Below are 20,060 nucleotides of genomic sequence, written 5' to 3'. Positions count from 1 at the left end.
CTACTTTCTCAGTAGCGCGGGGTGTGCATATTACGCTTTCCCGCTGCGTAGTCAAGCATTTATTTCTCGCTTCACTCCGCCTGACACGCCGCTTTGCAAGCCGTTGTTCCGTGTCAGTGGAGGCGCATTATAGGGAGTTCTTCGGCGGTGACAAGGGTTTATTTAAAAAAACTTTCTGACCGCATTCTTTTTCGCCAACTCGCTTATTTACAACGCTATTTGGTGTTTAACTGTTCAATTTCATGGGCAAAACGGGCGACTTGCTGCCAATCCGTATAAACCACTTCTTTACTGGTATCCGTTTCACCGTCGGTCATTTTCATAATTAAGCGAATCATGAAGCGGTCCAGCCAGCCGTAACGTGGATAACGCAGCGCACCGGCAAACACAGCACAATGATCGGGACGCCAGACCGAGTTGAGCAAGAACTTACGCGTATAAGAGTTGGTTTGCGGGGAACGCTTCTCCGGCTTACGCGCAACCAGGTTTACAGAGAAGAATGCGCTGGCACGTTGATTAAGCTGCTGCTGGTATTTCTTAACGAAGGAATCAACCGAGGAGTGGAAATGCCCATAGCGAATGGAAGCCCCAATCACCACTCGATCATAATTAGCCCAGGCGATATCGTCGCAGCGATGTAGATTCACCACATCACTGTCTACACCCAGCTCTTTCAGCTCGGATGCTATATAAGAAGCAATCTCACGAGTTTGACCATCTCGGGTCGAAAACAGAATTAAGGTTTTCACACAGGCTCCGGTTACTCTCGCCAGAATGTAGGCGTGAACAGAACTAACAAGGTAAAGACTTCAAGACGACCAAACAGCATATTCACGATCAGTATCCATTTGGCAACGGGATTCATGCTGGCGAAGTTATCGGCCACCACCCCAAGGCCAGGCCCCAGGTTGTTGAGGGTTGCCGCAACAGAAGCAAACGCGGAGAAGTCATCGACCCCGGTGGCAATAATCGCCAGCATGCTGACGATGAAGACCAGCGCATAAGCGGAGAAGAAGCCCCACACCGCTTCAAGAATACGCTCCGGCAACGCACGGTTACCCAGCTTAATACTGTAAACCGCATTCGGGTGCACCAGCCTTTTCAACTCGCGGTTACCCTGTTTGAACAGTAGAAGAATACGGATAACTTTCAGGCCGCCGCCGGTAGAGCCTGCGCAGCCGCCGATAAACGCGGAACAAAGCAGCAACACCGGCAAGAATAGAGGCCAGCGGGCAATACTGTCTGTGGTAAAGCCCGCCGTTGTCGCCATTGAAACAACCTGGAAGAAGGCCTGATTTAGCGTTTGCAGCGCTGACTGGTAAGTATTGTGGAACCACAGCACCAGAGTACAAACCAATACCAGCGTTAACTGCACGCCGATGAACATGCGGAATTCGGGATCACGCCAGTACACTTTCAGGCTGCGTCCGCTGAGTAAAGAGAAGTGCAGGCCGTAGTTACAGCCGGATATCAGCAGGAAGATAGCGATGATGGTATTAATCGTCGGGCTATTAAAGTAGCCGACGCTGGCATCATGAGTAGAGAAGCCGCCGATAGCGATAGTGGAGAAGCTGTGGCCGATGGCATCAAATGCGGGCATTCCCGCGAACCAAAGCGCCAGCGCGCAGGCAACCGTCAGCAAGACATAAATCAGCCACAGCGTTTTCGCCGTCTCGGCAATACGCGGGCGCATCTTATTATCTTTCAGCGGCCCCGGCATTTCCGCCCGGTAAAGCTGCATCCCCCCGACGCCGAGGATAGGCAGGATTGCCACAGCCAGGACGATGATCCCCATCCCACCGAACCACTGCAACATCTGACGGTAAAAAAGAATCGCGTGAGGTAAGGAGTCCAGGCCCACCAGCGTCGTCGCACCGGTCGTCGTCAACCCGGAAAAGGACTCGAAGAATGCATCGGTCACCGTCAGGTTTGGCCGCTCGGAAAAGATAAACGGCAGCGACCCCACGCTTCCCAGCACGGTCCAGAATAGGACGACTATAAGGAAGCCCTCCCGCGGTTTGAGCTCCCCCTTCTCCCGCCGGTTAGGCCACCACAGCAGGGAGCCGATAACGAGGGCGACAAAAAACGTCTGAGTAAAGGCGCGGCCGGCACCATCGCGATAGATCAGAGCCACTAAGCCGGGAAGTATCATGGTTCCGGAAAAGAGGATAACCAACAGGCCAACGATTCGGGTTATGGCGCGAAAATGCATTTCAGCCGTTTCCTTAAATATCTATAAATAACGAGGGGGGATTATTGTTCAAACGGCAATAAATGCAATGCGCCACGGCTAAAATCAGTCAGCCGTGCGCCGAAGGTCGCCACCTGGTTTTGCGGCAGAGCAACGCGCAACGCAATGGAAGCCTGGAAGTCACTTTCGACAATGACTCCTTCGAACTGCTTGAGCAAAGCTTCAACGCCCGCCAGATGCGAATAGTCGCACTGCAAAGTATATTCGGTCAGCGGTACTTTGAGCACCACCGGCAGCTGATTTAGCGCCAACTGCACGCCGCCTCCATAGGCCCTGACCAGGCCGCCAGTGCCTAGCTTGACCCCGCCATAATAGCGCACGACTACCGCTGTTATTTCACCAATGCCTTTGCCCATCAGCTGCGCCAGGATAGGTTTCCCCGCCGTTCCGGCAGGCTCGCCGTCATCGGAAAACCCCAGCTGTTGCGAATCATCCGGCGCCCCCGCCACCCAGGCCCAACAGTGATGCCGGGCATCCGGGTGTTCGGCGCGTACTTTCTCTACGAATGCTTTAGCCGCTATAACCCCGTCGGTATGCGCGACAAGGGTAATAAAACGGCTTTTTTTGATTTCCTCGCTGACCGTTACTGGCTCAGCGGGGATTGGCCAGCTTTCCATTACGCGAGCTTCAGATTACGCGTCATGTTTTCGGTGCTGTTTTCATAGATAACAACGTTATCTTCGATGCGGATGCCGCCAAACGGCTTCAGCGCTTCGATGCGCTTCCAGTCGAAGTGCTTGCTGTACTTCCCTTCGCGCCATGGAGCCAGCAGGGACTCGATGAAATAGAGACCAGGCTCAATGGTCAACACCATGCGCGGTTCCAGCACGCGGGTACAACGCAGGTAAGGGTGTTGGGTTGGCGCAGCAAGATGTGTCCCGGTGTCGTCCTGCATAAACCCGGCGACATCATGCACCTGCAGACCCAGCGGATGGCCAATACCGTGCGGCATAAACGGACTGGTAATACCGGCTTCCAGCATGGCTTCTTCGCTAATATCGTTCACCAGTTTATGGCGACGCAGGATCTTAGCAAGGCGTTGATGGAACTGGATGTGGTAGTCGGTATAGCGCACGCCGGACTTCATGGTGTCGATAAGCGCCAGTTGCTCGGTATTAACGTCTTTGATCAGCTGTGCAAAGTCGCTGTCGGCGTGAGTGGTCCAGGTGCGCGTCAGATCGGCAGCATACCCGTTGTACTCTGCTCCAGCATCCAGCAGGAAGCTGCGTGACTCAGCGGGAGCACGGTGATCCAGTTTTGTGTAGTGCAGTACCGCCGCGTGCTCATTTAGCGCAACGATGTTGCCGTAAGGCACATCGATATCGCGGTGGCCGGTCGCCGTCAGGTAAGCACTATTGATATCAAACTCGCTCATCCCGGACAGGAATGCCTCATGGGCTGCCCGGTGGCCGACAACCGCCGTTTTCTGAGCTTCCCGCATACACGCCAGTTCGTAGTCAGTTTTATAGGCGCGGTAATAATGCAGGTAGTCGATCGCCCCTTTCGGGTTGATGTTGGCAGCGGCAATATCAAGCTGCAAAGCGCGCTCAGGCACCGGGCCAATATAACCGATGTTGCCACGAGCGGCCGGCAGCTGGCTGCCAATACCGTCGGCTTTAGGCAACGCAATGACGTCGATATCGTCGGTCCAGAAGGATTCCGGCAGCGGCTCTACGTTATGCCAGTAGTCCACCGGCAGATAGAACCACAGCTTCGGCTTATTCACGCCATCCACCAGCAGCCAGCAGTTAGGAACCTGCGTTACCGGAACCCAGGCTTTAAACTGCGGGTTAACTTTAAACGGATAGGCATGGTCATCGAGGAAGACGTTGAACAGCTCCCCGGAATGAATAAGTAATGCATCAAGGTTAAAACGCGCCAGAACGTTACGGGTACGCTCCTGCAGAGTTGCCACATGATCTTTATACAGCGCGGCCAGTGATTCCATAATTTACCCTTCTGTTTTTTTTTACCTGTTCGCCACGCATCTTAGCACACCGGTAAAACAGCCGAGTTATTTCCGCCACCTGTGATCCTGTTTGCAAATATTTAAACAGAAATTTGCATTTCATTAACATCAATTCCACACTCCGCTTCATCTGGTACGACCAGATCCCATTGTTGGATTCAGGAGACTGACATGCTCTACCAAGGTGAAACCCTACATCTCGACTGGCTGGAAGACGGCATCGCCGAACTGGTGTTCGATGCTCCCGGCTCCGTCAACAAGCTGGACACGGCAACCGTCGCCAGCCTCGGCGAAGCGCTGGCCGTGCTTGAAAAGCAGCCAAACCTCAAAGGTCTGCTGCTAAGCTCAAGCAAATCCGCCTTTATCGTCGGCGCTGATATTACCGAATTTTTATCGCTGTTCCTGGTCCCTGCCGAACAGCTGACCCACTGGCTGCAATTCGCTAATAGCGTGTTTAACCGACTGGAAGATTTGCCGGTTCCGACCATCGCCGCCGTGAACGGCTACGCGCTGGGCGGCGGATGCGAATGTGTGCTGGCGACCGACTTCCGCCTGGCGACGCCGGATACCCGCATCGGCCTGCCGGAAACTAAACTCGGGATCATGCCGGGCTTTGGCGGTTCCGTTCGCCTGCCGCGCCTTCTGGGTGCAGACAGCGCGCTCGAGATAATCACCGCCGGTAAAGATGTCGGTGCAGTAGAAGCGCAAAAAATCGGCTTGGTCGACGGTATCGTTAAAAACGAAAAACTGCGTGATGGCGCCCTCACCATTCTGCGCCAGGCTATTAAAGGCGAGCTGGACTGGAAGGCTCGCCGTGCGCCAAAACTTGAGCCGCTGCACTTAAGCAAAATCGAAGCCGGTATGAGCTTCACCATCGCCAAAGGCATGGTTGCACGGATTGCCGGGAAGCATTATCCGGCCCCGATGACCGCGGTAAAAACTATCGAAGCAGCCGCTGGTTTGGGCCGCGACGAAGCGCTAAAACTTGAAACCCAAAGCTTCGTCCCGCTGGCTCGTTCTAACGAAGCCCGCGCGCTGGTCGGCATTTTCCTTAATGACCAGTTCGTTAAAAGCCAGGCGAAAAAGCTGACCAAAGATATCGAAACACCTATGCACGCCGCGGTGCTGGGTGCCGGAATTATGGGCGGCGGCATTGCTTATCAGTCGGCCTGGAAAGGCGTGCCGGTGTTAATGAAGGATATTAATGAGAAGTCTCTGGCTCTGGGCATCAACGAAGCGGGCAAGCTGCTGAACAAACAGCTGGAACGCGGCAAAATTGACGGCCTGAAGCTGGCTCAAATCATCGCGACTATTCAGCCAACGCTGGAGTACGCAGGGTTCGACCGCGTGGATGTTGTGGTAGAAGCGGTTGTAGAAAACCCGAAAGTGAAAAAAGCGGTGCTGGCCGAGACCGAAGATAAAGTTCGTGCCGATACCGTCCTGGCTTCAAACACCTCGACCATTCCAATCAGCGAACTGGCAAGCGCCCTGAAACGCCCGGAAAACTTCTGCGGTATGCATTTCTTTAACCCGGTTCACCGTATGCCGCTGGTTGAAGTCATTCGCGGAGAGAAGACCTCAGAAGCGACCGTCGCTAAAGTCGTGGCATGGGCAAGTAAAATGGGCAAAACCCCGATTGTGGTTAACGACTGCCCGGGCTTCTTTGTTAACCGCGTTCTGTTCCCATACTTTGCAGGCTTTAGCCAGCTGCTGCGCGACGGCGCTGACTTCCGCCAAATCGACAAGGTCATGGAGAAACAGTTTGGCTGGCCAATGGGCCCGGCTTATCTGCTGGACGTTGTCGGGATTGATACCGCACACCACGCACAGGCAGTCATGGCAGCCGGTTTCCCGCAGCGCATGAGCAAAGATTACCGTGACGCCATTGACGTACTGTTCGACGCCGGGCGCTACGGGCAGAAAACCCAGCATGGCTTCTACCGCTTTAAAGAAGACAGCAAAGGTAAACCGCGTAAAGAGCAGGACGAAACCGTTGATAGCCTGCTGGCGGAAGTCAGCCAGCCGAAGCGCAGCTTTACCGATGAAGAGATTGTCGCCCGCATGATGATCCCAATGGTTAACGAAGTTGTGCGCTGCCTTGAGGAAGGCGTTATCGCCAGCCCGGCAGAAGCCGATATGGCTCTGGTTTACGGCCTTGGCTTCCCTCCGTTCCACGGCGGCGCATTCCGCTGGCTGGATACCCTGGGCAGTGCGAAATATTTCGATATGGCGCAGCAATATGAAAACCTCGGCCCGCTGTATGCCGTGCCTGAGGGCCTGAAAGCGAAAGCTTCACGCAATGAGCCGTACTATCCCCCGGTCGAGCCAGCCCGCCCGGCCAGTGACCTGAAAAGCGCCTGAGGAGTGATTATGGAAAAGGTTGTTATTGTTGATGCCATCCGTACGCCGATGGGCCGCTCCAAAGGAGGCGCGTTCCGCAACGTGCGTGCCGAGGATCTGTCGGCGCATCTGATGCGCAGTATTCTTTCCCGCAACCCAGCTCTGGAAGCTGCGGCGCTGGATGACATCTATTGGGGCTGCGTGCAGCAAACCCTGGAGCAGGGCTTCAATATTGCCCGTAATGCTTCACTGCTGGCTGAAATCCCGCATTCGGTTCCCGCTGTGACGGTAAACCGCCTTTGCGGCTCCTCAATGCAGGCGCTGCACGACGCGGCACGCATGATCCAAACCGGCGACGCGCATGCCTGTCTGATTGGCGGCGTAGAGCATATGGGCCATGTGCCGATGAGCCACGGCGTTGACTTCCACCCGGGCATGAGCCGCAACGTTGCTAAGGCCGCCGGAATGATGGGCCTGACGGCTGAAATGCTCTCCCGCCTGCACGGTATCAGCCGTGAAATGCAGGATCAGTTTGCCGCTCGCTCTCACCAGCGCGCCTGGGCCGCCACCGAAGCAGGCCATTTCAAAAACGAAATCATGCCTACCACTGGCCACGATGCCGACGGCGTGCTGAAACGCTATGACTTCGACGAGGTTATCCGCCCGGAAACCACCGTCGAAGGTCTTGCCGCGCTGAAGCCAGCGTTTGATCCGGTCAACGGCACCGTCACCGCAGGGACTTCGTCAGCATTATCCGACGGGGCCTCGGCCATGCTGCTGATGAGCGAATCGCGCGCTAAAGAACTGGGGCTGAAAATCCGCGCTCGCGTCCGTTCCATGGCGGTGGTCGGCTGTGACCCATCCATTATGGGCTATGGTCCGGTCCCGGCATCAAGACTGGCGCTGAAAAAAGCTGGGCTAACCGCCCAGGACATCGACCTGTTTGAGATGAACGAAGCCTTTGCCGCGCAGATCCTTCCGTGCATTAAAGATCTGGGGCTGATGGATAAGATCGACGAGAAGATTAACCTGAACGGCGGGGCTATTGCTCTGGGTCACCCGCTGGGCTGCTCCGGTTCACGTATCAGCACGACGCTGATAAACCTGATGGAGCGCCGCGATGCGCAGTTTGGCCTTGCGACCATGTGTATTGGTCTGGGTCAGGGCATCGCAACCGTGTTTGAACGCGTTTAATAAAAAACTTAGCCGAGTTTAGTTGCCGTGTTTCCCGCCTGTCAGGGGCGGGTTTTTTTATGGTGCAGAAATAAAAAAACCACCGACGAAGCGGTGGCTTAGCTTACCTGCGGCCTATCTCAGATAAACGAGAAAGCATCACCAAACATGTGTTCAGCCAGCGCACAGCGCTCATTGCAGAACAGTTCACGGGCGATTTTTGCCATCTCAAAACGGCCAGCAATATAAATATCGTGCCCGCTTAGTGAATCGTAGTCCTGCATCACCGCGGTCAGAACCGTGCCGCTGCGGCCACGCCAGCCTTCTTCAGGCTGCTCAACCACCGCCTCAACGCGCAGGTTCTCATGCTTGAGCGTCAGCCCCTCAAGCTCGGACAAGTCATAAAGATGCTTCTCTTCACGCCCGCCCCAGTAGATAGCAATTTCACGCTGCGGATTACGGGCCAGCGCCGTCAGCAGAATAGAGCGAACGTAGGAGAAACCGGTGCCACCGGCAATCAGGATCAGCGGCCGGCTTTCATCTTCCCGCAGCCAGGCATCACCGTGGGGCATATCTACCAGGATTTCCTGCTGCTTCAGAATACGTTCCATCACCGCCATGGCGTAGAGGTTGAGTTCAGATGCACCGATATGCAGCTCGATAAACTCATGTTCGCTCGGCGTGGATGCCATAGAGAACGGGCGCTTGTCCCGCTCGTCCATCACCACCATCAAATACTGCCCGGCCTGGAATGAGAATTCTGCTTCCGGCAGCAATCGAACGCGATATACCGTATCGGTTATCGCTTCTACCGAGGTCACTTTACAGCTTAAGGTTGTCATGCGTCCCCTCTGTCGGGTCAATAAAGCTATACCGTATAGACTGCCGCTCAGGCGTCTTTGTGTTTATCAAAAATAGCCAGTTCATCCCAGATGGCGTCGATGCGAGCGCAAACTTCGGCATCTTTTTTAATTGGACGTCCCCATTCACGCTGGGTTTCCCCTGGCCATTTATTGGTGGCATCCAGTCCCATTTTTGAGCCAAGCCCGGAAACCGGCGAGGCAAAATCCAGATAATCTATTGGTGTGTTATCAATCAGTACCGTATCACGGGAGGGGTCCATACGCGTAGTGATAGCCCAGATAACATCATTCCAGTCGCGGGCGTTAACATCGTCATCGCAGACGATAACGAATTTGGTGTACATAAACTGGCGCAGGAATGACCAGACGCCCATCATGACTCGCTTGGCATGCCCGGCATACTGTTTCTTAATCGTCACCACCGCCAGGCGATAAGAGCAGCCTTCAGGGGGCAGATAGAAGTCGATAATTTCCGGGAACTGCTTTTGCAAAATAGGAACCAGTACTTCATTCAGCGCCACGCCTAAGACCGCAGGTTCATCCGGCGGACGCCCGGTATAGGTCGAATGATAAATCGCATCCTGACGCTGGGTAATATGCGTCACGGTAAACACCGGGAAGCTATCCACTTCATTGTAGTAGCCCGTGTGGTCCCCGTAAGGCCCTTCAGGCGCCATTTCACCCGGCTCAATATAGCCCTCGAGCACGATTTCCGCACCTGCAGGCACCTCAAGATCGTTAGAAATACATTTAACGACCTCGGTTTTAGTCCCACGCAGCAAACCGGCAAAGGCATATTCAGAAAGCGTATCAGGCACCGGCGTAACCGCACCAAGAATCGTTGCGGGGTCTGCCCCGAGAGCGACAGATACCGGGAAACGCTCGCCTGGGTGTGCTTCGCACCACTCCTGGAAGTCCAGCGCGCCGCCGCGATGAGATAACCAGCGCATGATCAGCTTATTTTTACCAATCAGCTGCTGGCGATAAATGCCCAGATTTTGCCGCTCTTTATGCGGGCCGCGGGTAACCGTCAGGCCCCAGGTAATCAGCGGGGCAACATCCTCCGGCCAGCAGCGCATAATAGGAATGCGGTTCAGGTCAACTTCATCGCCTTCCCAAACCTGCTCCTGGCAAGGCGCGTTGCGCAGCCGTTTGGTCGGCATATTTAAAACTTGCTTAAACTGAGGGAGTTTATCGAACAGATCGCGGAAGCCTTTCGGCGGCTCCGGCTCTTTGAGAAACGCCAGAAGTTTTCCCACTTCACGTAACGCAGAAACATCATCCTGCCCCATGCCCATCGCCACCCGTTTTGGCGTGCCAAACAGGTTGCAGAGCACCGGCATGTCGTAGCCCTTCGGGTTTTCAAACAGCAGCGCCGGGCCGCCCGCCCGCAAAGTGCGATCGGCAATCTCGGTCATTTCCAGGTTCGGATCGACAGGCAATGCGATACGTTTGAGTTCGCCCTGCTGCTCGAGCAGCGCAAGAAATTCGCGTAGGTCGTGGTATTTCATGCAATTTATCATGACGTCGGATTTTGCCGCCATTATACGGACTTCACTGCCGCCATGCTGTATTTTTGTTAAATTAGCGTGAAACCGCCGCAGGTCGCCACCGACAGCCAGGTTATACTAATGTCGTCTATCTCTGCGCGGGACGTTTTGTTATTCTGGCGCGCTTGAGCGGGTGGAAAGAGAAATTATGGAATCCTGGTATCTTCTGTACTGTAAACGAGGCCAATTGCTGCGTGCGAAAGAACATCTTGAGCGCCAGGAGGTGAATTGCCTTACTCCAATGATCACGCTGGAAAAAATGGTGCGTGGCAAAAGAACTGCGGTCAGTGAGCCTTTGTTCCCCAACTATCTTTTTGTCGAATTCGACCCCGAATCTATTCATACCACCACGGTCCATTCGACCCGTGGCGTCAGCCATTTTGTTCGCTTTGGCGCACAGCCGGCAACGGTGCCTGAAAAGGTTATCTGTGAGCTGATGCATTACCAGGCGGACAATATCACCGACCCGGAAACGCCGTATCCCGGCGACAGCGTGGTGATTACCGAGGGGGCTTTCGAAGGGTTGCAGGCGATTTTTGCCGAGCCGGACGGGGAAGCTCGCTCCATGCTGCTGCTTAACCTGCTGAATAAACAGGTACGGCAAAGCGTACGTAATACCGACTTCCGCAAGGTTTAACAGTAAAAAGGCCAGCATATGCTGGCCTTGTTGTTTCTAGCGCTGCATCTGCTCGTCGTGCAGCCACTGGGCGACACGCTTTGAGAAGTAGGTCAGCACACCATCGGCTCCGGCACGCTTAAAGCACATCAGGGATTCCAGAATAGCGGGCTTCTCTGCCAGCCAGCCGTTCTGAATTGCCGCCATATGCATCGCGTATTCACCGGAAACCTGGTAGGCAAAAGTCGGTACGCCGAAGGTATCTTTTACGCGGCGCACCACGTCCAGATACGGCATCCCCGGCTTAACCATCACCATATCGGCCCCTTCCTGCAGATCCTGCGCCACTTCCTGCAGCGCTTCATCTCCGTTGGCCGGATCCATCTGGTAAGTCTTTTTATTGCCCCCCTTCAGGTTACCCGAAGAACCAATAGCATCGCGGAACGGACCGTAATAGCAGGAGGCGTATTTCGCGGCATAAGACATAATCTGGGTGTTAACGAAGCCGTCGGCTTCCAACCGATCGCGAATGGCGCCGATACGCCCGTCCATCATGTCGCTTGGCGCAACAATCTCCGCACCGGCTTCCGCGTGGGAAAGCGCCTGGCGCACCAGAATTTCACGGGTCACGTCGTTAATGACATAACCGTCGGCATCAATTACGCCGTCCTGGCCATGAGTGGTGTACGGGTCGAGCGCTACGTCGGTCAGCAGTCCCAGTTCCGGCACCGCATCTTTCAGCGCACGAACGGCACGCTGTACCAGCCCGTTCGGGTTGTACGCTTCCTCGGCATGCAGTGATTTACCGTCGCTTTCAATAACCGGGAACAGGGAGAGCACAGGCACCCCCAGCTTCGCTACCGCTTCAGCTTCTTTCAACAGCTGGTCGATGGTCATGCGATACACGCCCGGCATCGACGGCACTTCCTGCTGCTGATTGTGGCCTTCCATGACAAACACAGGGTAGATCAGGTCGTTTACCGTTAGCTGATTTTCGGCCACCAGGCGGCGGCTGAAGTCATGGCGGCGTACGCGGCGCATACGGCGGCCGGGAAACGTACCTGGAAATGCATAGCTCATTTAACTTTCTCCTGGTTAAAACCCAGTCGGAATAACCGACGAGCATTGTCATCTGTTACCTGCGCGAGCCAGGCCGGATCTTCACCGCGCCACTCGGCTACCTTATTCAGGATATGGGGCAGATAACAGGGTTCGTTGCGGCGGGACGCAGGTTTTGGTTGTAGATCCCGGGGCAACAAATAGGGAGCATCGGTCTCCAGCAGCAGTTGCTGGGCCGGAATAATCGGCAGCAGTTCGCGCAGCGCCAGGCCACGCCGTTCATCACAGACCCAGCCGGTGATACCGATAAATAGCCCGCGCAGCAGGCAATCACGCGCCTCTGCTTCGGTGCCTGTAAAACAGTGCAGCACGACGCCGGGCAGCTGTTCGAGCCACGGGTCAAGCAGGGCAAGAAAGCGCTCGTGGGCATCGCGACAGTGCAAAAATACCGGCATCATCAATTCTGCGGCCAGCGCAAGCTGAGCGGTAAAAGCACGCTCTTGCTCGGCAGGCGTAGAAAAGTTGCGGTTAAAGTCCAGGCCGCATTCACCTATCGCGACTACCTGAGGCGCCGCGGCCAGCCTGCGAAGAGACTCTGCGGTGCTGTCCTGCCACTGGCTGGCATCATGCGGATGCACGCCCGCCGTGGACCAGCAGTTGTCATACTGCTGCGCCATAAGCAGCGCCTGTTCGCTTTCGTGGAGGTTCGTTCCGGTCAGCATCATGCCGCTCAGGCCAGCCTGCTTCGCGCGGGCAACCACTTCAGCATGGTCTTTTGCAAACTGCGAGCTGGTAAGGTTTACGCCGATATCAAACATTTGTCCCTCCAAACGACAACCGCCCCTGAGGGCGGCTTTTAATCATTACTCTTTTTCAGAGCGCTCGTCTTCAACTTCAGGCTCGTCTTCTTCGCCTTGCCCCCGGCCTTTGCCGACGTAGAAACGAGAGAAGAACACGCCTACTTCAAACAGGCAGTACATCGGGATAGCCAGCAGCGTTTGCGAGAACACGTCCGGAGGCGTTAACAGCATCCCGACAACAAAAGCGCCAACCAGAATATAAGGACGCTTCTGCTTGAGAGATTCCGGCGTAGTAATGCCCATCCAGCACAGCAGGATTATTGCTACCGGGACTTCAAACGCGACGCCAAACGCCATAAACAGCGCCATGACAAAATCGAGGTATTTAGTGATGTCCGTTGACACCACCACCCCTATCGGCGCGGTTTTGGTCAGGAAGCCGAAGGCCAGCGGGAAGACCACGAAATAGGCAAAAGCGATGCCGATATAAAACAGCAGCGTGCTGGAGAACAGCAGCGGCATCACCATCTTACGTTCGTGTTTATACAGCGCAGGAGCAATAAAGGCCCAGATCTGATACAGGATGACCGGCGCGGCCAAACACACCGAGACGTAGATAGTCAGCTTAATTGGGGTAAAGAACGGCGACGCTACGTCCGTCGCGATCATCGTTGACCCCAGCGGCATATGCTTGATCAGCGGAGCTGAAACCAGCTGGTAGATATCGTTGGCAAAATAAACCAGCGCCAGGAAAATCACCAGCACGGCAATCATGCTGTTCAGCAGGCGCTTGCGCAGCTCTATCAGATGACTGATGAGCGGTTGGGTATCTTCAACAGCCATGATTACGATTTTTCACTCGGGGGTTGCATTGAGGGCGCGACGGACGCGGCTTCCGGGGCAGGTTTAACCGGGTGTTCAACCACAGCCGGCTCTACTGCCGCCGCAGGCTCAGGAGCAGGCTCCTGCGGAACAACGTCAGGCGCGCTGGCCTGGTGCGCCGCTGCGGCTGGCGTAACGCCTTCGTGACTTAGCTCCTCATCCTTCACCAGCGGGTTATGGATAGTATGGGCTTCGTCACTTTTCTTTTCAGGATCGTGTTGGGTATAGGAACGTTTCATCGACTCGGCGGCCTGGCGCAGCTCGTCCATCGACGCCTTCAGCTCGGGCGTCAGATTGTCCATGCTGGCTTTCTCGACCTTTTTCAGGCTGTCCTGCAGTTCCTGCAGCTTCAGTTCCTGAGCGAGTTCGTTCTGCACCGTAGTGGCGAGTGAACGCAGCGCGCGCACCCAACCCACCACCGTTTTTACCGCCACCGGCAGCCGCTGGGGCCCCAGCACAATGAGGCCAATCACGAATACCAGCAGCAGTTCGCCAAAACCAATGTCGAACACGATTTATACCTGCTCTTTATCGTTGCTCTTCGCTTCGTCTTTTTTCACGTCGCTCGGTTTCTCAGAGAGGGATTTCGCTGCAAAATCAGCATCCTTCTCGCCATTTTCTTTCTCTTTGCTGTCATCATCGCCCATGGCTTTTTTAAAGCCTTTGATTGATGCGCCGAGATCCGAGCCTAAAGAGCCCAGTTTCTTGGTGCCAAACAATAAAACAACGATAACAACAATGATTAACAATTGTGGCCAACTGATGCCCATACCGACTCCCGTATAAAGATATTCAGGCAATGAGAGCCGCTATTATACGGCAATCATCCGTTAATTCCGATTAAAGTTCAGGCAGAGCGCCGCCAGCCAATCAGCCAGACGACGATACCGCCCGCCATCAACCAGGCGGGCATCAACGCCCACTCCGGCTTATTGATGAGCAGCAGCGTGCCGCTCAAAATCAGCGTGGCGCCTATGCCGAACAGATAACGCGACTGTCCCTGCCGCACGTGATGAAGTTGCAGGTCGCGCTGAATTTTATCAACGCTATGCTGTAATTGCTTGCCCTGGCGCAAACTGTTGTACACCAGTTCCGGCAACTCCGGCATTTTTTCCACCCAGAAGGGCGCTTTTTCTTTAAAAGCTCTCACCAGGGCAGGAATACCCACCTGATCTTTGATCCAACTTTCCAGGAAAGGTTTCGCCGTTTTCCACAAATCAAGCTGTGGATAGAGCTGCCGACCGACCCCTTCAACGTATAAAAGCGTCTTTTGCAGTAAAACCAGCTGTGGCTGAACTTCCATATTGAAGCGACGCGCGGTGTTGAACAGGTTCAGCAGCACGTGACCAAACGAAATCTCCGCCAGCGGTTTCTCAAAAATCGGCTCGCAAACTGTGCGAATGGCAAACTCGAACTCTTCAACATTGGTGTCCGGCGGAACCCAGCCTGAGTCCACATGCAGCTCGGCCACTTTACGATAATCGCGGTTAAAGAAGGCGATAAAGTTTTCCGCCAGATAGCGCTTATCTTCCTTGTTGAGTGAGCCGACAATGCCGCAGTCGATGCCGATATACTTCGGATCTTGCGGGTGCTCATAGCTGACAAAGATATTCCCCGGATGCATATCCGCATGGAAAAAGCTGTCGCGGAATACCTGGGTAAAGAACACCTGCACGCCTCGCTCGGCGAGCAGTTTCATGTTGGTGCCCTGGGCTTCAAGCGCGACGGTATCGGAAACCGGAATACCGTAAATCCGCTCCATTACCATCATGTTTTCGCTACAGTAGTCCGAGTAAACCTCAGGCACATACAACATCGGGCTATTTTCGAAGTTCCGCCGCAGCTGAATGGCGTTCGCGGCTTCACGCAGCAGGTTTAGCTCGTCGATCAGCGTCTTTTCATACTCGCGAACCACTTCGAGCGGGCGCAAACGGCGGCCATCAGGCAGCAGGCGCGGAACCCAGCGGGCGAGGCGGTAGATAAGCTTCATATCCGCCTTAATCACCGGCAGGATATCGGGGCGGATAACCTTAATAACCACTTCTTTGCCGCTTTCTTTAAGGCGCGCGGTATGCACCTGAGCAATAGAGGCGGAAGCCAGCGGCTTAATGTCAAAATCGTCGAACCAGCTTTCCACCGGGATCCCGCCCATCGCCAGCTCTATCTGCTGCTGCGCGAGCTTGCCGTCAAACGGGGCAACCCTGTCCTGCAACATCGCAAGCTGGTCGGCAATCACCGGCGGGAAGAGATCGCGGCGCGTAGAGAGCATTTGACCAAACTTTATCCACACCGGCCCAAGCTCCTGCAGCGCAAGGCGCAGGCGCTCGCCAAGCGGCTTGTCGCGGTGGCGATTTGGCATCCAGAACAGGCAGCGCCGCCAGATTCGAAGCGGCAGCGTAAGGCGAATTTTGGGGATTAGCTCATCGAGACCATAGCTCAGGAAGATACGGACAATGAAGTAAAGACGACGAAGTTCTCCTGGCGTCATTTGCCCTCCAGCTTGTCCAGACGCTCGCTAAAGGCTTCGACCGAGCGTGCCAGCGCTGCGGTTTCCTCTGCGAACCATGCCACTTCCAGCTGCCCCGGCGCCACGCGCCACTCTTCGGTAAGCGTTTCAGCCAGGTATTGCCGATTACGGCTAAAACCCTTTTTGAGCAGCTTACCGCCGTTACGGGCCACTTTGCTGATACCTTCAGCCGCGATGTCACCGATATACGGCGCCAGCAGCTCCGCAGGATCGAATTCCGCGAGATCCATCAACGAAGCCAGGTTTTGTACCACCTGAATATCGCCCTCCACTTCCAGCTCGCCGCTGCGGATTAGCGCGGTGAGCTGTTGGCGGTCGCGCAGCTTAGGCAGCACGCCGATGCGGGTCGTGACGCTACAGTCCGCCTCACCTTCCCACTGGCTTAAGACGTCCAGCTGCTGTTCACTGAACACCAGCACCAGCGGCGAAGAAATCTCTTTCAACGTTACGCGAAGCGTCTTGCCCTGAAGACGCTGGCGCGCTGATTTGAGGCTGCGATCGCGCCAGAGGAAGGTGTTAAGCACACCCTCAATTCCGGCGGTGATAAGCGGAGTGAATGGCATCGATGCTCCCCTGGTTAAAATTTATAACCGCGGTGCAGGGCAACAATCCCGCCGGTCAAATTGAAATAGGTGGTGTTTTCAAACCCGGCTTCTTCCATCATCGCCTTCAGCGTTTCCTGGTCAGGGTGCATGCGGATGGACTCCGCAAGATAACGGTAGCTTTCGCCGTCCTGAGCCACCATTTCGCCGATACGCGGCAGAATGTGGAACGAATAAGCATCATAAGCTTTATTCAGCGGCTCAAAGGCAGGTTTGGAGAACTCCAGCACCAGCAGGCGGCCGCCCGGCTTCAGCACGCGGAACATCGAGCGCAGCGCGGCGTCTTTATCCGTAACGTTACGCAAACCGAAGGAGATGGTGATGCAGTCAAAAGTATTGTCCGGGAACGGCAGCGCTTCGGCGTTGGCCTGAACGTAGCTTACATTGCCGACAATACCGATGTTGCGCAGCTTTTCGCGCCCCATTTTCAGCATTGAGTCGTTGATATCCGCCAGTACGACTTCGCCGGTTTCACCCACCAGACGCGAGAACTTCGCCGTCAGGTCACCGGTGCCACCCGCCAGGTCGAGCACGCGCTGGCCGCGGCGTACGCCGCTGCAGTCAATCGTGTAGCGCTTCCACAGGCGATGAATACCGAACGACATTAAATCGTTCATCACATCGTATTTTGCCGCAACAGAGTGGAACACATTCGCCACCATATCGACCTTTTGCTCTTTAGCTACGGTACGGAAGCCAAAGTGCGTTGTTTCCTGGGACTTAGATTCCTGGGATTCGTCAACCATCTCAATGCCTGCTTAATCAAGAAAATGTTCGTGAAGTGTAACAGAATGGGCGCTAAAGCCCTATGATTCAACCGCGCGACTAAACCTTAGCTCAACGCTCTCCAACCGACCGTCGCGGCGTTAAATCATTGACCTCGCTTGCCGACTCTTCGTCTTCGTGGCCCAGACGAGCCGCGTTATCTTCGTCATCCTGACGGGCCTTATCTACCCATTCGGGATTAATCTCACGTTTAACCTCAACGCCAAGCCCGCGGAAGGCATCCGCCTGCACCAGAATGTTGCCACGCCCGGAGGAAAGTTTTTTCATCGCCTGGCGATAATTGTCCTGCGCTTTATCGAGGCTCTGGCCGATGGCGGACATATCGTCAACAAACAGGCGCATCTTGTCGTACAGCCTTCCAGCCCGCTCGGCAATCTGCTGGGCATTACGGCTCTGATGCTCATAGCGCCATAAATTGGCGATAGTGCGCAGCGCCACCAGCAGCGTCGTTGGGCTGACCAGCATAATATTGTTTTTCAACGCTTCGCTAATCAATTCGGGCTGACGGTCGATAGCCAGCAGGAAAGCGGGCTCGACGGGAATAAACATCAACACGTAGTCGAGGGAGCGCAGCCCCGGAAGCTGCTGGTAATCTTTGCGGCCCAGCAGGCGGATATGGTTGCGAACGGCGGCGATGTGCTCGCTCAGCGCGCTTTCACGCGTTAACTCATCTTCACCGTTAAAATAGCGCTCGTAGGCGACCAGCGTCATTTTGGCATCGATAACTACGTCTTTGCCCTGCGGCAGGCGAACTATCACGTCCGGCTGCATACGGCTGTTGTTTTCCAGCTGGATGTTTACCTGGGTCTGGTATTCATGCCCTTCCCGCAGGCCGGAAGCTTCAAGCACGCGAGTTAGCACCACTTCGCCCCAGTTGCCCTGGGTTTTATTATCGCCCTTCAGCGCTTTTGTCAGGTTCAGGGCTTCCTGCGCCATTTGTGCATTAAGCTGCTGTAGGTTCCTGATTTCGTGAGTTAGCGTATGGCGCTCACGCGCTTCCTGGCCAAAGCTTTCCTGCACCTGGCGGCGGAAACCGTCCAGCTGTTCACGCAGCGGCGACAGCAGTACGTTCAGGCTCTGGCGATTTTGCTCTTCCACCTTGCGCCCGCTCTGCTCGAAGATGCGGTTAGCCAGATTTTCGAACTGTTCATTCAGGCGCTGCTCGCTATTGAGCATCTGGCGATGTTTGTCTTCGGCATTCAGCCGGGTTTGCTCCAGCAGCGTGGTCAGCTCGCGGATATCCGCCTCCTGCCCGCTGTTGATCTCCATTTGGGCACGGACTTCACTGTTGAGTTGCTCGCACTCTTCCCGCCAGTGCTGGCTCTGTTGTAGCTCTTGCCGTGCCGCAGCCAGCTCGCCATAGATTTCACGCTGTTCTTCATGCAATAGCGCCTGGCGCTGAGCCGCACGCAAGCTCGCGAGCAGCCAGCCGGTTAATAACCCGACCAGCCCAATACCCAGCCCAAACAACAGTGAAATATCCATGCTTCCCCCCTGAAACCATCGCTAACAGCTGCACGGTAAAATTCTGCTGTATAAATGTCCAGATGAAAAGGTATTTTCCGGAAGGCGGTGCGCAAAGCATAAAAAAAGCCGGCAAGCGCCGGCTCTTTGACATCATGAGGGGAAAACTACAGCAGGCGACGTGCCGCTTCCACCACGATTTTTACCGCGTGGCTTTCGGTTTTCTTCATGGTTTCAGCGTTCGGGATCTCTTGCTGGGTACGGTTCACGATTACCCCGGCAACCATCCCCGCACGCAGGCCCTGGCTGGAACACATGGTCAGCAGAGTTGCGGATTCCATTTCGTAGTTCATCACGCCCATCTCCTGCCACTCCTTCATGGAGCCTTTAAAGCGGCTCACTACGCGGCCGGAAAGCGTGTCATAGCGCTCCTGGCCCGGATAGAAGGTGTCTGAAGAAGCGGTCACGCCGATGTGGGTGGTTGCGCCCACGGCCTTAGCGGCCTCCACCAGCGCGGTAGTACAAGCGAAGTCTGCCACTGCCGGGTATTCCATCGGCGCAAAGTGCAGGCTGGCACCGTCGAGGCGAACGGAGGCGGTTGTCACCAGCACGTCACCCACGTTGATATTTGGCTGAATGGCGCCGGTCGTGCCCACGCGTAGGAAGGTACGAATACCCAGCTGCGCCAGTTCTTCAACCGCGATAGAGGTAGAAGGGCCGCCGATACCGGTAGAACAGATGATAACCGGCTTGCCGTCCAGTTCAGCACGCCAGGAAGTGAATTCACGGTGGGAAGCCAGCTTAACCGGCTTGTCCATCAGCGCGGCGATTTTTTCCACACGCTCAGGATCGCCCGGGACAATCGCAAGCGTAGCCCCTTCGAGGTCATTTTTGGTGAGGCCGAGATGGAAAACATCAGACTTGGACATAACAGACTCCTCTGTAGAGTAGGTTTCAGGAGAAGCAAAGCGATACTTTACAGAACCCCTGAGCATAATTTCGTGATGACGCTCACTTTGAATGAAACAAATTACATTATTTGTATTCACATTAGTGATTCACATCACACATAAAGGACGATCGGCCTGGTTTTTGTCCATTGCTCGCGTTTTTTGCCGACCAGATTTGTTACTAATCCTGGCTATAGTTATCACACTGCGCTAATGCTGGTTCGGAGA

19 protein-coding genes are annotated in these 20,060 nt (G+C 55.1%); 3 read left to right on the top strand and 16 right to left on the bottom strand.

Annotation, left to right across the window (positions count from 1 at the left end; genetic code table 11):
• Positions 1–215: 215 nt before the first annotated feature.
• The 4 genes from hemG to pepQ are packed head-to-tail and all read right to left on the bottom strand — an operon-like array spanning position 216 to position 4,199.
• Entirely contained in the window at positions 216–749 is a 534-nt protein-coding gene (hemG, locus tag HMPREF0201_RS22235) for a menaquinone-dependent protoporphyrinogen IX dehydrogenase (protein WP_016539031.1), read from the bottom strand.
• An 11-nt stretch (positions 750–760) separates the two neighbouring features.
• Positions 761–2,212, bottom strand: coding sequence for a Trk system potassium transporter TrkH (trkH, locus tag HMPREF0201_RS22230; RefSeq protein ID WP_016539030.1), 1,452 nt, complete (start codon positions 2,210–2,212; stop codon positions 761–763).
• Between the two features lie 41 nt (positions 2,213–2,253).
• The gene (locus HMPREF0201_RS22225) at positions 2,254–2,868 is read right to left on the bottom strand and encodes an IMPACT family protein (protein WP_016539029.1); all 615 of its coding nucleotides are present in this window, start codon (positions 2,866–2,868) and stop codon (positions 2,254–2,256) included.
• A complete protein-coding gene (gene pepQ / locus HMPREF0201_RS22220; protein WP_016539028.1) occupies positions 2,868–4,199 on the bottom strand; it encodes a Xaa-Pro dipeptidase in 1,332 nt (443 codons plus the stop codon). Before pepQ ends, HMPREF0201_RS22225 begins: the two co-directional genes overlap by 1 nt.
• A 192-nt stretch (positions 4,200–4,391) precedes the next feature.
• Between pepQ and fadB the strand changes: the two genes are divergently transcribed.
• Together fadB and fadA are read left to right on the top strand one after the other, a co-directional pair.
• Complete coding sequence (gene fadB, locus HMPREF0201_RS22215; RefSeq protein WP_016539026.1) at positions 4,392–6,581, top strand: fatty acid oxidation complex subunit alpha FadB; 2,190 nt, start codon at positions 4,392–4,394, stop codon at positions 6,579–6,581.
• A gap of 9 nt (positions 6,582–6,590) precedes the next feature.
• Positions 6,591–7,754, top strand: a complete 1,164-nt coding sequence (gene fadA / locus HMPREF0201_RS22210; RefSeq protein ID WP_016539025.1) for an acetyl-CoA C-acyltransferase FadA — start codon at positions 6,591–6,593, stop codon at positions 7,752–7,754.
• A 119-nt stretch (positions 7,755–7,873) separates the two neighbouring features.
• Here the strand turns inward: fadA and fre are convergent, their stop codons facing one another.
• Together fre and ubiD are read right to left on the bottom strand one after the other, a co-directional pair.
• Positions 7,874–8,575, bottom strand: a complete 702-nt coding sequence (gene fre / locus HMPREF0201_RS22205; RefSeq protein WP_016539024.1) for an NAD(P)H-flavin reductase — start codon at positions 8,573–8,575, stop codon at positions 7,874–7,876.
• 47 nt (positions 8,576–8,622) lie between these two features.
• On the bottom strand, positions 8,623–10,116 hold the full coding sequence (ubiD, locus tag HMPREF0201_RS22200; RefSeq protein ID WP_115586370.1) for a 4-hydroxy-3-polyprenylbenzoate decarboxylase: 1,494 nt from the start codon (positions 10,114–10,116) through the stop codon (positions 8,623–8,625).
• Positions 10,117–10,294: 178 nt separating this feature from the next.
• Between ubiD and rfaH the strand changes: the two genes are divergently transcribed.
• Positions 10,295–10,783: a transcription/translation regulatory transformer protein RfaH gene (rfaH, locus tag HMPREF0201_RS22195; protein ID WP_039899059.1), complete on the top strand. Its 489-nt coding sequence runs from the start codon at positions 10,295–10,297 to the stop codon at positions 10,781–10,783.
• A 36-nt stretch (positions 10,784–10,819) separates the two neighbouring features.
• On the opposite strand, the gene hemB is transcribed toward rfaH, so the two are convergent.
• The 10 genes from hemB to udp all read right to left on the bottom strand — a co-directional run bounded on the left by hemB (position 10,820) and on the right by udp (position 19,811).
• Positions 10,820–11,842, bottom strand: a complete 1,023-nt coding sequence (gene hemB / locus HMPREF0201_RS22190; RefSeq protein WP_039899057.1) for a porphobilinogen synthase — start codon at positions 11,840–11,842, stop codon at positions 10,820–10,822.
• A complete protein-coding gene (tatD, locus tag HMPREF0201_RS22185; protein ID WP_016539020.1) occupies positions 11,839–12,639 on the bottom strand; it encodes a 3'-5' ssDNA/RNA exonuclease TatD in 801 nt (266 codons plus the stop codon). The genes hemB and tatD overlap by 4 nt, the downstream gene beginning before the upstream one ends.
• A gap of 45 nt (positions 12,640–12,684) precedes the next feature.
• Positions 12,685–13,464 (bottom strand): Sec-independent protein translocase subunit TatC, encoded by a 780-nt coding sequence (gene tatC / locus HMPREF0201_RS22180; RefSeq protein ID WP_016539019.1) that lies wholly within the window; start codon positions 13,462–13,464, stop codon positions 12,685–12,687.
• Positions 13,465–13,466: 2 nt separating this feature from the next.
• Positions 13,467–14,015, bottom strand: a complete 549-nt coding sequence (tatB, locus tag HMPREF0201_RS22175) for a Sec-independent protein translocase protein TatB (RefSeq protein ID WP_016539018.1) — start codon at positions 14,013–14,015, stop codon at positions 13,467–13,469.
• 3 nt (positions 14,016–14,018) lie between these two features.
• On the bottom strand, positions 14,019–14,273 hold the full coding sequence (tatA, locus tag HMPREF0201_RS22170) for a twin-arginine translocase TatA/TatE family subunit (RefSeq protein WP_016539017.1): 255 nt from the start codon (positions 14,271–14,273) through the stop codon (positions 14,019–14,021).
• Between the two features lie 77 nt (positions 14,274–14,350).
• Complete coding sequence (ubiB, locus tag HMPREF0201_RS22165) at positions 14,351–15,991, bottom strand: ubiquinone biosynthesis regulatory protein kinase UbiB (protein WP_016539016.1); 1,641 nt, start codon at positions 15,989–15,991, stop codon at positions 14,351–14,353.
• Positions 15,988–16,593 (bottom strand): ubiquinone biosynthesis protein UbiJ, encoded by a 606-nt coding sequence (ubiJ, locus tag HMPREF0201_RS22160; RefSeq protein WP_016539015.1) that lies wholly within the window; start codon positions 16,591–16,593, stop codon positions 15,988–15,990. Before ubiJ ends, ubiB begins: the two co-directional genes overlap by 4 nt.
• 14 nt (positions 16,594–16,607) lie before the next feature.
• Positions 16,608–17,378 carry a bifunctional demethylmenaquinone methyltransferase/2-methoxy-6-polyprenyl-1,4-benzoquinol methylase UbiE gene (gene ubiE, locus HMPREF0201_RS22155; RefSeq protein WP_016539014.1) on the bottom strand — a complete coding sequence of 257 codons (771 nt, stop codon included), beginning with the start codon at positions 17,376–17,378 and terminating at the stop codon, positions 16,608–16,610.
• A 91-nt stretch (positions 17,379–17,469) separates the two neighbouring features.
• The gene (gene rmuC / locus HMPREF0201_RS22150; protein WP_016539013.1) at positions 17,470–18,903 is read right to left on the bottom strand and encodes a DNA recombination protein RmuC; all 1,434 of its coding nucleotides are present in this window, start codon (positions 18,901–18,903) and stop codon (positions 17,470–17,472) included.
• A gap of 146 nt (positions 18,904–19,049) precedes the next feature.
• Complete coding sequence (gene udp / locus HMPREF0201_RS22145; protein ID WP_016539012.1) at positions 19,050–19,811, bottom strand: uridine phosphorylase; 762 nt, start codon at positions 19,809–19,811, stop codon at positions 19,050–19,052.
• Positions 19,812–20,060 lie beyond the last annotated feature (249 nt).

Source organism: Cedecea davisae DSM 4568, assembly GCF_000412335.2.
Lineage (GTDB): Bacteria > Pseudomonadota > Gammaproteobacteria > Enterobacterales > Enterobacteriaceae > Cedecea > Cedecea davisae.
Note: the sequence above shows the minus strand (reverse complement) of the source record. Positions and strands in the feature narration are given on the sequence as shown.